Origin of the sequence: Burkholderia thailandensis E264, from assembly GCF_000012365.1 — a bacterium.
Taxonomy (GTDB): domain Bacteria; phylum Pseudomonadota; class Gammaproteobacteria; order Burkholderiales; family Burkholderiaceae; genus Burkholderia; species Burkholderia thailandensis.
Genome location: NC_007650.1, coordinates 2903021 through 2914771, shown reverse-complemented (window position 1 = coordinate 2914771; position 11751 = coordinate 2903021). Strand labels below are relative to the sequence as shown.

Sequence of the window (11751 nt, the reverse complement as noted above, 5' to 3'; positions counted from 1 at the left end):
GATCATCGCATCAGATTGAAACGTATCAATCATAACAAAACACGTTTCATTAAATACGAATCTGGCGTGATTGTTGTACTTTTGCTACCCGGCAGGACATTTAGGTGGATCTCGAACGATTTTGCTCACACAGGCCTTGGATATCCGTGAAACAAAGCGAAGATTTCGACTTAAGCCTATGTTTTTAAACGGTTATCGAATGGGGGCGGAATAACGGCGAATGTTTCACATGCCGGACGCTGTGGTTCTCGGGACATGTCTGGAGGCGGAATCGGGGTTCTGTGGAAAACTCGTCGGGGGCGTCGCTTGAGAGTATTAGAAGTAAACACCCTTGAACCTTCGTTAAAAACGTTAACGCCACCGGAAAGCCTTGTCCAGTAAGGGATTGCGGCCGATGAGGTGAAATTTTACGGGATATGAGGTGAGATTTTCCGGGATTCGACGTGATGGGGTTCGGGGATCAGCGTGAGCCGATGCAGGAAAGATCGTGAGCGGATTCAGGATGCTTTCCCACAGATGAAATTGCCAAAGGTGAGATTTTTCGGGGGAGCGTCAAAGGTGAAGCCATGCGCGGCCTGAGTCGATCCATCCACAGCCACACAGGTATAGGTGAGGCTTTTCAGGAGGGCTGTGGAGCGGGGATTCTGCCCTTCTTTTAGGCAAATTGGGGGCATAGGTGAGATTTCTCGGGGCTGCAGCCTGTTTTGATGTGAGCGTTTCCGGGAAGGAACGCCCGCAAAAGCCCGTCCGACAGGGTTTCGCCGCTCGAAATAGCCTAAAGGTGAGGTTTTTCGGGAGACCTTCTTCAGTGCCGGAACGAGGTTCTCACATAAGGTGAGGGAATTCGGGAGCATGACCGGTGCTCACCGATCGCGCTTGAGGTGAGGTTTTTCGGGAGGCTTGTGTGCAGCGGAAATTCACGAAAGGTGAGGTTTTTCGGGGCCTTGCGATACTCATCTGGCCGCAAAGGCCCGTGGATGCTGGGCCGTGAGTGCCGTTGCGTCACTTGGCTTTCTCCAAAGGTGAGATTTTCCGGGATGTAGCGTCGCGGCGAACGACATCGAGTCGCTTGTGAAAGGTGAGGGCATACGGGAGACGAAAATTTAGACCAACGCGTTAGCTATGTTTCGTAAGTGGTTGATATGTATGTGATTTTATCGGCCGAGACAGAAAGGTGAGCTTTTTCGGGGGCGACGAATATGTCGCGGCACGAAGCGAAAATCGACTTGAGGTGAGGTTTTACGGGAGCTGATGGCCAGCGATCGCCTATATGTCGGACCTGTGGACGGAGTTGCGCGTTGGCTGACGAGATTCGAATGGTGAGGTTTTTCGGGAACGGGTGTGGATTGCCGGGACAGAGCTTGGACAAAGTGCTTCGACGGATTTGCCGTGGGCGCGGAATAGTCCTGCCGGCGGTGCGATGATGTGCGCCGCGGTCCGGATGGCGGTGCGGCGGGCAGGACTCGCTCTTTCGCCATCGGGCCGGGGGGCGACGCGTTTGGGCTTGCGAGACGGTTTGCCCTGTCCATCTGACGGAGAGGAGGGGAAGGTTGTCAGCGGGGCGCGGGAAGATCGAAATCGGGTGAGTGGGAATGGAGGCCGGTCGTTCACGTCAGCCTCTTTAGCGTGGCTCGGGGCCGCCTTGATGCAGCCGGGCTTGGGCGGGCTTTTGCTCGGCGCATACGGGCGAGCTTATCGAGCACGGTGAGTCATTGGCGCAAAGGGAAACTCACGTCGGCGTGAAAGGAAGCTGGATGGCGAACAGACTGCTTGTATTGTCCGGCTTTGTTCGGCGCGCGGCTGCTGTCGATATATCGAGCGGGCGATCCTGGACCGTTGATCGGCTAAGGCAAGTCGCGTGGCGCGGCGACTGCCTCTCCACTCCATATGCATCGCTGGGGAGAGCTGGCCGGGGCGTGTATCGGCGCATGCAGCCGGCTATTTCTGCGACAGTGACCCAACTTACCTTTTCGGATAGGCGAAACGCTACACAGCGGCTTACCTTACTTTTGTGCTGGGCGCCCGGCTGGCCGGATGCGTCGGGCCTGCTCACGCTAGCCGGGTTGCCGCGGGCTCGGGTGGCTTGGGTGAGCCGATTCGGCCAGCAGGCACTCACGCTCACGGCTCTAGGCCGGTCGCCGGGCTGAGTGCCGGGACCCGCCAGCGCACGCTGCGGCCGGGAGGCGCATTACGGGGCGCAAGCGTCCTTTCATGTCCATGGATGAGCTCACGTCCGGTGAAGCAAACGAGGGTGCGCTCGCTCACGTCGCCGAACGGCATCCGGACTCGGTTCGACCCAGACGCGCGTCGTATCGAATGACGACGAGAGGCATGGCGCGGCCGTGCTCAAGGCCGCGCGACGCGTGACGTAGCCGCTCCACGACCCCTTGACGGCGGTACTGGTGAGCCCGATCGATTGCGGCGGCTCACGTATGGCCGATTCGCGTCAGCGGTCGGCGATCGGCGCGTGCCCATTACGTGGGCAGTCGACATTTCTTCTCGCGGGGGACGGCCGGACGGGCGAGCCAGGGCTGTCGACGTCAGCCGCACATCAACGCCTAACGATCTGAGGCAGACGTTCGGCCGGGTCATATGCATGGGCGCTCATCCCGTATGGTTGCGCCGACTCGCGCTTACCGACAGTCTCCCGGCACCAAGCGGGCCGAGGGGTTCCGATGTGGCGTTGGCTTGCGGTGCGCCGCCTTTCAGGGCGGCGTCGCAAGCCGATCCCGGGCAGGCCCATGACATGAATTGGTCGTAGCAATTTTGCGACAGGATTGGAGGTGAGGCGATACGGGAGCCGGTGCGTCGCGGAATGAGAATGCTGGAAAGCCGGCATTCGCCGCGCGTGCCATTGCCGGCAAAGGTGAGTTGGCGATGGCCGGATTTTGGACGGGTGAGCGTTTACGGGAGGCCGATCGGGTGAGTGGCGGTAAATCGCCGAGCTTCACCGCATATGGTGAGCATGCCGATCTGGACGCACATCACCACAGACGCTATCCTTCCGGAAACTTCTCCTCCGACCCGACGCATGGCCACAAAGCGCGCCAAGAAAACCGATGTGGACGTGGTGAGTGCTAGTTCCGCCGAATTGCGTAAGGCCGTCGAGGCAATTGCAATTCAGCCGAAAAACGGCAAGATCACCCTCCTGACTCGCAAGCTGTTCAACGTGCTGCTTGCGGTCGCCCAACAAGCGGACGATTCCGGCGACACGTATCGCGCGTTGTTGTCGGATATCGTCGCGAACTCGGCTTTCGATTCCAACGATACCGCGCTCGTCAAGGAGCACTTGCGGCGGATGGTGTCGGTGCAGGTCGAGTGGAGCACCGGCACGTCGAGCCAGAAGCCCGGCCGGAAGTGGGGGATCTCCACGCTGATCGCTGACGCCGAAATTCTCGAAGATCCGGCGACGCGGCGCGTGTGGGTCGAATTCTCGTTTGCACCGAAGATCAAGAAGAAACTGCTCGATCCGGTGCAGTACGCACGCCTGAGCCTGCAGTTCCAGAGCCAGCTTCGCAGCAGCGCGGGGCTCGCTTTGTATGAAATCTGCGTGCGCTACCTGACGAACCCAAGCCACCTGACGATGCGCGAGCCGTGGGAATGGTGGCGCCCGATTCTGTCCGGCACGCCCGATACCGAGGCCGGCGACGAGGCGAAGCGCGAGTACAAGTACTTCAAGCGCGACTACCTGCGTCCGGCGATCGCCGAGGTGAACGCGGTGACGAATATCTTCGTCGAGTTGGTCGAGCATCGCGAAGGACGCCGGGTCGCCGAGATCCAGTTTCGCGTATCGGAGCGCAAGCAGCCGATGCTCGCGCTCGACGAGCATCCGAACGTGTTCGACAGCACGCTTGTCGACCGGATGGTGAAGATCGGCATTCCGCTGAAAGAAGCGCAGACGCTCTACGCAGACAACGAGGAAAACCGGATTCGCGCCGCGCTCCAGCTGACCGAGCAGCGGGTGCGCAGCACGACGCTGCCGCCCGTGCGCAGCGCTCCCGCGTTGTTCAAGGATGCGCTGAAGAAGGGATATGCGCCGCCCGTCGACACGGTCGAAACGCCGCCGCCCGGCGGCAGTGCCAAGTTGGCTGCCGCAGCGGCGGCCAACGCTGGACAGGCGGACGACCCGAAAGCGCGTCTGCGCAGCGAGTACGATGCTTACCGGCGCAAGGAAGCGAAACAGTTGTACGAGGAACAAGGCGACGCGGAGCGGGAGGTCGCACGCGCGTCGTTCGAGTCCGACGTGCTGCCGGCGCTGGGGCCGCATCTGCGAGACGATTGGCGACGGCGCGGGCTCGACTCGAAGCTTGTCGAAACGGCTTTCTTCGATTGGCTCGCGCAAAAGACCTGGGGCGAACCGACCGACGGCGATCTGCTCGCCTTCACGCTCAGCCAGTCTCGTGCGGCTTGAGCGATTGCCCGATTCACCGGACTTGTCTCGCTTTTCGCGGCGAGTAATGAAAAACGGGGCCCGCTGGGCCCCGTTCCTTTTCGACTCGCTCGTTCAATTCGACAACAGCATCCGTTCGAGCTGCTGCAGGATTTCATCCCGCTTTTCTCGCGTCAGGCCGCGCAGCCGCAACTCCAGACGATCTTCGCCGTACGACTTCAGATCGCCGACCGACATGCCGTTCAGCTTGATCTCATGTCGCTGCGCATACCGCTGTCGACTCGCGGGCTTCGGGCTTTCTTGCGCGCTCGCCCTTCCCTTCACGATATCGGCGACCTGACGAGTGCTGAGATCGTCGGACAGGATCTTGTTGATGAGACGCAGTGTCGAGTCGGTGCCGCGCGCGGTGTGGTAACGGCCGACCTGATACGCCATGTTCGAGCCGAAGCGATCCGGGCGCGCAACCATTTCCTGCATCACGGCTTCGGGCAACTTGCCGATTGAGAGCGCAACGGCGACCGTCGATTCGTCGAGCCCGAGATGCTCGGCCAATTCCTTCTGGCTCTGGAAATACTTTTCCTCGAGAAAGCGCTTCCAGACGATTGCGTTATCGAAGACCGTTTGTGAATCACGTTGGACGTTGAGGTCGTAGCCGAGCTTGTAGCTTTGAATGCCGATCGGCAGGTCGATGACGATCGCCTTGACCGATTCCTTGTTCGCTTCCTTCAGTGCACGGACGCGGCGGCCGCCGTCGCTGACGAAGTACGAGCCGGGGTTGTCGTAATCGGGGATGACGTGGATCGCTTGTTGCTGACCCTGCTTCGCCAGATTGACTGCCAGTTCCGCGATCGACGACTTCAAATAGAAGTGCCGCGGGTTGAAGGGGCTCGGTTTGATCGCCTTGAGCGGGAGTTCGATCACCTGGCCGGGCTGATAGCGATTCTCGATTCGCCAGGTGCGATATTGGCTCGATTCGTCGATCGGGTCCGTGGTGGGCGGCGTTTCGACGATTGTGACCGGGATGTTCTTCTTCGACGATTTGCTGGCGGGAACCGCGGGTGTCGAGGCTTCGGATTTGACGAGGCCTTCGATCGCATTGAGTCGATCGAGCGCCGTGCGTTTTTCGCTGGTCGTGATGTCGGGGCGCGCTTGGAAGCCTTTGGCGAATTGGGAGGGTTTCATTCAGGGTCCTTTATGCGCATAAAGTCAGGGCAGCATCGCGACGATCTCGTCGGCACATGCACGAATTTCTGCCGCTGCGAGCTTTGCGCCGCGGTCGTTCATCTGCAAGACGGTTTGGCCTAGCGCCATTGCTTGCTTGTAGGCTTCACGCGTGGGGATTTGCGTCTTGAGAAGCGGGAAGCCGAGTTCTTCGAGTGCGCGCTTCAATTCACGCGTGAGCATCCGCTTCTCTTCAGTTTTGTTCAGCAGGAACACGGCGCGAAGATCCTCGTTCATCACCTGCGCTTGCTGAATCAGTTTGACGAGACCGACGCTCGACCAGTAATCAGCCGGTGACGACGACGTGGGGATCACCGCGATCGTCGCGGCAAGCAATACAACGCCCGACACTTTCTCCGTAATCGACGGCGGACAGTCGACGATGATGATGTCGTAGTCGTTGATGAACTTCTTGATCTCTCGATGAATTTGGCCGCCGGCTTCGGCAAGGTTGACGACGGGGAACGGGATGCCGGTCTCGCTATCCGCCGAGGAACTGGACCAGTGGACGAGGGTGTTTTGGCCGTCGGCGTCGATGACCAGAACGCGCCGCCCTTTTTCGTGGAATGCGGCGCCGAGGTGCATCGCAATGGTGCTCTTGCCGACACCGCCCTTTTGTTGAGTGACTGCAATGATTTCAGCTGCCAATTTTCACTCCTATTTTGATCTGGAGAATTTTACCGGACGTTTTTTTTATTTCAATGAATTTGTTGTGAGCGAACGACGCACTAGCCATCCGGCTGATGGTTTATGCGCATAAAGCCGAGGGAGGCTCGGCTCGATCCAGCGGACGACGAGGATGGGCGGAACTCGCGTGGCGCAATTTCCGCTTCGTGCGGGCGAAGCGATCGTGCACTGAACTTGGTCGGGTACGCCCGCGAAGGAGCGAACGGTTTTGCGTCTATGCTGATGACGCCAACGCCAACGCCAACGCCAACGCCAATGCCAACGCCAACGCCAACGCTTTATGCGCATAAAGCGGCGAACGGCCGTATCAGCCGCCTGCGCCGTAGCGCGTCAAGTGTGCCTGCCCCGCCGATCTCTGGACAACGATTCGAGACCGCGTCACTGATTCACCCGAGATCTCCGAGCACTTGGCAACGAGCTACCCTGTTACCGGGCCGCTACAATACCCGCGTCTTTGACCCACTCTCCTCTGCAGGCAGATGATCACGATCTATCACAACCCCCGCTGCTCCAAATCGCGCGAAACGCTGGCATTGCTCGAAACGCTCAACCAGACCCGGGAGGCAATCAACGTCGTCGAATACTTGAAGCAGCCGCTGACCGTGGCGCAACTGAAGGCGCTGCACCGCCAGTTCGGCCGGCCCGTGCGCGACATGATCCGTGAAAACGAGGCGCCATATAAAGACCTCAATCTTGCCGACCCCGCCTTGTCCGATGCGCAACTGTATGACGCGGTCGCGGAGCACCCGATCCTGTTGCAGCGGCCGATCGTTGTCCATGGCGACAAGGCAGTGATCGGGCGTCCACCCGAGGCGGTGAAGTCATTGTTCGAATAATAATTAGATAAGTAATAATTCGAAGAAAATGTCGGTGTCGGCAGCGCTTCGCGCGGTAGACACGATACGCGCCGGGCCGCATGCCATCCGGCGCGTGTCGCCCTAACGGCCGCGCCATCCAAAAAACCCACGGGTCGACCATCGCTCATCGAGATGTGAGCGATTTCACGCGCTGCCCGGTCCCGCCCCGCCGCGTCGTCGAATGCGGACGACTTCAGATCGAACGAGCGCCGATTCACCGTCGGCCGCCGTCGCGGCCCCTGCGCATTACGTCGGCCGGGCGCGCGACGTTGCTCACTCGCTGCGTTGCGTGTCGTTCCCGCCCGCGATGCGAGCCGCTTCCCGCAGCACGCGAATCTGCATCCGGTAATTGCGGCAACCGGTGCAAGCCGGCAGATGCACGCGTATGCGGAGCCGCTCGTCGAGCGATAGCGGCCGATCGAGTTCGTCCGACAATAGCCGCGTGATGTCCTTACATTTCCCCAGTAGCATCTTCGGTCGTCAGGCCTTTTTCGGTGAGACAGGTGCGCAATCGAGTCCGTGCGCGGTATAGCAGCACGCTGCAATGGTTCGCCTTCAGCTCGAGTTCCGTGCAGATGTCGTCGATTGCGAAATCGAGGAACTCGCGCATCATGAACACGCGGCCGATCTGCTCCGGCAGGTGATCGAGACACGCCTCGAACAGCATCCAGAACTGCCGCTGCTGCAGGATCGTTTCCGGCTTCGGCCACGGACGCGGCTTCGCGTGCGGCGCCCAGTGGCCATTGTCCGCGAACAGCTCGCGGTCGAGAAGCGCTTCGCCGTCGAGCTCGGCGTCGAGCGCCGACGCGTTGATCGTCCTTCGCCGCGCCCGAATCGTGTCGATCAGCTTGTTGCGCAGGATGCCGAATACCCAGGTCTTGTGGCTCGACTGCCCGTCGAAGCGGTGGGCCTGTGCCCACGCCGCCGCGAGCGCTTCCTGGACGGCGTCTTCGGCAGCGTCGGCGTCGCGCAATTGCAGACGCGCGAAACGAAGTAAGTCATGGCGCAATTGCGCGAGATAGGCGGGATCGTCGTGCGCGGCGCGCGCGTGCTGCATGGGATGGCTTCCGGTTCGTGCCCGCGCGCATGCGGCACGCGCGGGCGGCAGCGCAAGATTATCCATGTGATGCGCGTCGTTGCAAGGGCCTTGCAAGCGGCGCGTGCCGTCGTCGCGCGCTATGCTGACATCGCAGGGCGCGCCGGCGATCGATATCGGAGACGTGAAATGCATGCCGCCGGCATCAATGTAACCGGCAGACATATCCATCAAGTTATCCACAATTTCTGTGGGGAACTTTGTGGAAATCTGGTTCGAAGCCCCGATGCGCCGGGACTCAAGCTGGCTTGCACATAAAAGGGCCGGTTGGTGCGCAATCTGAAACGAAGTCGGTCGATTACCTACTCATTGGAAGGAGATTCAGATGGCTTATCGCATTGCAGTGATTGTCGGCAGCCTACGGCGCGAGTCGTTCAATCGCGCGCTCGCCAACGCCGTGATTTCGCTCGCGCCGGCCGAACTGTCGTTCGAATCGGTCGACATCGGCTCGCTGCCGCTCTACAGCCAGGACTACGACGCCGATTTTCCCGACGCCGCGAAGCGTTTCAAGCAGACGATCGAGGCCGCACAGGGCTTGCTGTTCGTCACGCCGGAGTACAACCGCTCGATGCCCGGTGTGCTGAAGAACGCGCTCGACTGGGGTTCGCGCCCGTGGGGCAGCAACTCGTGGGCGGGCAAGCCGGCTGCCGTGCTCGGCACGTCGCCGGGCGCGACCGGCACCGCGCTCGCGCAGCAGCACCTGCGCAACGTGCTCGCGTATCTCGACGTGCCGACGCTCGGCCAGCCCGAGATATTCATCAAGCACGACGGATCGAAGATCGACGCGCAGGGCAACGTCGTCAACGACGATACGCGCAAGTTCCTGCAAGGTTTCGTCGATCGCTACGCGGACTGGGTGCGCCGGCACGCGAAGTCGGCCTGAGCAACGGCGTTCGAGCGGGCGGATGCACATTGCCGGGACGCGCGCTTTCGATGCGCGCGTCCCGGCGTCGGTCGATATGGCCGCCCGCAATCCGCCGCCCGAGCCCCGGCATCCACCCATCCGCCTCCCTCAATCCGCATGCCCCGCGAGCCGCGCATCGCGCTCGTGCTGGATCTGCTGCAACAACTCGTCGAGCAGCGCGATGTCGAACGGTTTCGACAGCAGTCGCGCGTGCACGCGGCGCGTCCGATCGAACTCTTCCGCGTAACCGGTAACGAGAATCACCGGCAGCTTCATGTCGCCGCGCTCGATCGCCTCCGCGAGGTCGATCCCGTTGATCGTGCCCGGCATGTGAATGTCCGAGATGACGAGGTCGAATGCGCCGGGCGCGCCCGGCGCGGCGCCCGCGTCGTCGAGCATGCGCAGCGCGTCGTCCGCGTTCGGCGCATGCGTGACCTGATGGCCGAGCAGCTCGAGCAGCGCCTCGGTGCCCGCCGCGACTTCGCTATTGTCCTCGACGAGCAGGATGCGCAGCCCCGCAGGCGTCGATGCGGCGGGCTCGCCGACGGCGTTCGGCGCGTCGACGGGCGGCACCGCGTCGGCCGTGCGCGGCAGGTACATCCGCACCGACGTGCCGGCGCCGACTTCGCTGTCGATCGTCGCGAGGCCGCCCGAGCGCTCGCAGAACGCGAACACCTGCGGCAGCCCGAGGCCCGTGCCCATCCCCTTCGCCTTCGTCGTGAAGAGCGGCTCGAACGCGCGCGCGAGCACGTCGGGCGCCATGCCGAGGCCCGTGTCCTCGACCGAGATCTGCACGAAGTCGCCCGTCAGCGGAAAACCGTCCTCGCGGCGGAACGTCATGTTGTGCGCGCTGATCTTGAAGCGGCCGCCATGCGGCATCGCGTCGCGGGCATTGACCGCGAGGTTGATCACCGCGAGCTCCAGCTCCGCGACGTCGACGCGCACGGGCCACACATCGAGCTGCGTGTCGACGGCGAGCGTCGACTTCGAGCCGAGCGACGTCTTCAGCAGTTCGCGGCACGACGCGAGCCACTGCGCGATGTCGATCGTCTCGTTGCGCAGCGGCTGCTTGCGCGCGACGCCGAGCAACTGGCGCGTCAGCGACTGGCCGTTCTTCAGCGCGCGTTCGATCGCGGCGAGCTCGGTGTCCAGATGCTGGACGCCGCGCCGCCGCGCAATCTGCACGTTGCTCGAGATGATCATCAGCAGATTGTTGAAGTCGTGCGCGACGCTGCCGACCAGATTGCCGAGCGCCTCCATCTTGCGCGACTGTCGGTACGCGGATTCGATCGAGCGCCGCATCGACGCCTCCGCCTGCCAGCGCTCCCACGCCTGCTCCTCCGCGCGCAGCCGCTTGAGCGACAGCCAGATCACGCCCCACAGCGCGGCGGACGGCGCGAACATCGAGATGAACAGCACGCTCAGGTGCTCGTACCACGCGTGGCGGATCGCCGACGTGCGGTACGCGCAGGACACGAACACCGGATAGCTGCCGACCTGCCGGTACGCGACGATTTCGCTGTCGCCGTCGCGCTTCACGCGCACGATGCCCGCGTGCTGATCGCCTTGCGCGCCGCCGAACGGGCTCGCGCTGTCGGCCTGCGCGGCGGCGTCGCTCGACGCGGGCGGATACGATGCGAGCACGGCGCCGTCGGTGCGCGTGAGCGCCATCGACATCGGCGTGTCGGCGCCGCCGAGCAGATCCCGGTAGAACGCGTTGAAATACGACGACTTCAGCGCGATCGACACCATCCCCGCGAACGTTCCGTCGCTATGGCGGCGCGCGACGCCCGTGTTGAACACGGGCCCCGGATTCGCCGCCTTCAGCGGCCCCGGCATCACGCGCGAGATGTGCTCGATCACCTTGCCGTCGCGGATGCCGACGAAATCGTCGCGGTTCGCGATCGACGCATGCGGCGCCGGGTAATAGAGACTGTTCGCGAGCAGCATCCCGCTCGCGCCGAAGATCGACACCGATGCGACCTGCGGATAGCCGCCGCCGATCGTGTTGAGCGCGTCGTGGATGTCGGCTTCGGCGTTGCGCACCGCGGCGTCGTCGAGATCCTGCACGAGATCGACGATTCGTGCATCGAGCGTCTCCGACAAATCGAACACCTTCAGCGCATGCTCCTCGGCGACGCGCACGGTGCGCATCGTCACGTCGCGCGCGGTCGCCTCGCGCGTGCGCATGTCGTTGTACGCCATCACCGCGACGTATACGCAAGGCAGCACGATCGCGGCGATGAGCATCACGATGAGCGTCACGCGCCGCACCGCGAAATCGTGTTCCGGCGCGCCCGGCGCGAACGACGCATCGTCCTCCCAATCGTTGTCGGTCGATGTCGGGCGTGAGGCGTCGGGCCGTTCGGGCGTCATGGTGGGTGAACGAATGCGGAAGGGATTGATCGGCATCATAAACGAGTCGCGCGTGTGCGATCCGTATGCGGCACGGAGGTTGAGCAAGCCTGGATTTCCGGCGGTTCCGGCCGCTGCGCGCAAACAGCGACGAATTCAAAAGCGCAAACGTAAGCAAAGGAATAATTTGCGTGCTTATCGCGAAAACAATTCGAGCTATTCCCGGATTCGATTTCGCGCT

8 protein-coding genes are annotated in these 11751 nt (G+C 62.1%); 3 read left to right on the top strand and 5 right to left on the bottom strand.

Annotated elements, in window-relative coordinates:
• Positions 1 to 3031: 3031 nt before the first annotated feature.
• The gene (locus tag BTH_RS12190; RefSeq protein WP_009894483.1) at positions 3032 to 4411 is read left to right on the top strand and encodes a replication initiation protein; all 1380 of its coding nucleotides are present in this window, start codon (positions 3032 to 3034) and stop codon (positions 4409 to 4411) included.
• Between the two features lie 93 nt (positions 4412 to 4504).
• On the opposite strand, the gene BTH_RS12185 is transcribed toward BTH_RS12190, so the two are convergent.
• Together BTH_RS12185 and parA are read right to left on the bottom strand one after the other, a co-directional pair.
• A complete protein-coding gene (locus BTH_RS12185) occupies positions 4505 to 5572 on the bottom strand; it encodes a ParB/RepB/Spo0J family partition protein (RefSeq protein WP_009894481.1) in 1068 nt (355 codons plus the stop codon).
• Between the two features lie 24 nt (positions 5573 to 5596).
• Complete coding sequence (gene parA, locus BTH_RS12180) at positions 5597 to 6259, bottom strand: ParA family partition ATPase (RefSeq protein ID WP_009894479.1); 663 nt, start codon at positions 6257 to 6259, stop codon at positions 5597 to 5599.
• Positions 6260 to 6777: 518 nt separating this feature from the next.
• Between parA and arsC the strand changes: the two genes are divergently transcribed.
• Positions 6778 to 7134, top strand: coding sequence for an arsenate reductase (glutaredoxin) (arsC, locus tag BTH_RS12175; protein WP_009894478.1), 357 nt, complete (start codon positions 6778 to 6780; stop codon positions 7132 to 7134).
• Positions 7135 to 7428: 294 nt separating this feature from the next.
• Here arsC and BTH_RS12170 read toward each other — a convergent pair whose 3' ends face one another.
• Both BTH_RS12170 and BTH_RS12165 read right to left on the bottom strand, forming a co-directional pair.
• The gene (locus BTH_RS12170; RefSeq protein ID WP_009894477.1) at positions 7429 to 7626 is read right to left on the bottom strand and encodes a zf-HC2 domain-containing protein; all 198 of its coding nucleotides are present in this window, start codon (positions 7624 to 7626) and stop codon (positions 7429 to 7431) included.
• The gene (locus BTH_RS12165; RefSeq protein WP_009908241.1) at positions 7607 to 8212 is read right to left on the bottom strand and encodes an RNA polymerase factor sigma-70; all 606 of its coding nucleotides are present in this window, start codon (positions 8210 to 8212) and stop codon (positions 7607 to 7609) included. Before BTH_RS12165 ends, BTH_RS12170 begins: the two co-directional genes overlap by 20 nt.
• 364 nt (positions 8213 to 8576) lie before the next feature.
• On the opposite strand from BTH_RS12165, the gene BTH_RS12160 reads away from it, so the two are divergent.
• Positions 8577 to 9134, top strand: coding sequence for an NADPH-dependent FMN reductase (locus BTH_RS12160; protein ID WP_009901851.1), 558 nt, complete (start codon positions 8577 to 8579; stop codon positions 9132 to 9134).
• 129 nt (positions 9135 to 9263) lie between these two features.
• On the opposite strand, the gene BTH_RS12155 is transcribed toward BTH_RS12160, so the two are convergent.
• Positions 9264 to 11531 carry a hybrid sensor histidine kinase/response regulator gene (locus tag BTH_RS12155; RefSeq protein WP_009908240.1) on the bottom strand — a complete coding sequence of 756 codons (2268 nt, stop codon included), beginning with the start codon at positions 11529 to 11531 and terminating at the stop codon, positions 9264 to 9266.
• Between the last annotated feature and the right edge of the window lie 220 nt (positions 11532 to 11751).

What these genes read in the sequence shown, in the direction of transcription:
- BTH_RS12190 (WP_009894483.1), top strand. Translation starts at nt 3,032, where the DNA reads ATGGCCACAAAGCGCGCCAAGAAAACCGATGTGGACGTGGTGAGTGCT.
- BTH_RS12185 (WP_009894481.1), bottom strand. Translation starts at nt 5,572, where the DNA reads ATGAAACCCTCCCAATTCGCCAAAGGCTTCCAAGCGCGCCCCGACATC.
- BTH_RS12155 (WP_009908240.1), bottom strand. Translation starts at nt 11,531, where the DNA reads ATGACGCCCGAACGGCCCGACGCCTCACGCCCGACATCGACCGACAAC.
- BTH_RS12170 (WP_009894477.1), bottom strand. Translation starts at nt 7,626, where the DNA reads ATGCTACTGGGGAAATGTAAGGACATCACGCGGCTATTGTCGGACGAA.
- arsC (WP_009894478.1), top strand. Translation starts at nt 6,778, where the DNA reads ATGATCACGATCTATCACAACCCCCGCTGCTCCAAATCGCGCGAAACG.
- BTH_RS12160 (WP_009901851.1), top strand. Translation starts at nt 8,577, where the DNA reads ATGGCTTATCGCATTGCAGTGATTGTCGGCAGCCTACGGCGCGAGTCG.
- BTH_RS12165 (WP_009908241.1), bottom strand. Translation starts at nt 8,212, where the DNA reads ATGCAGCACGCGCGCGCCGCGCACGACGATCCCGCCTATCTCGCGCAA.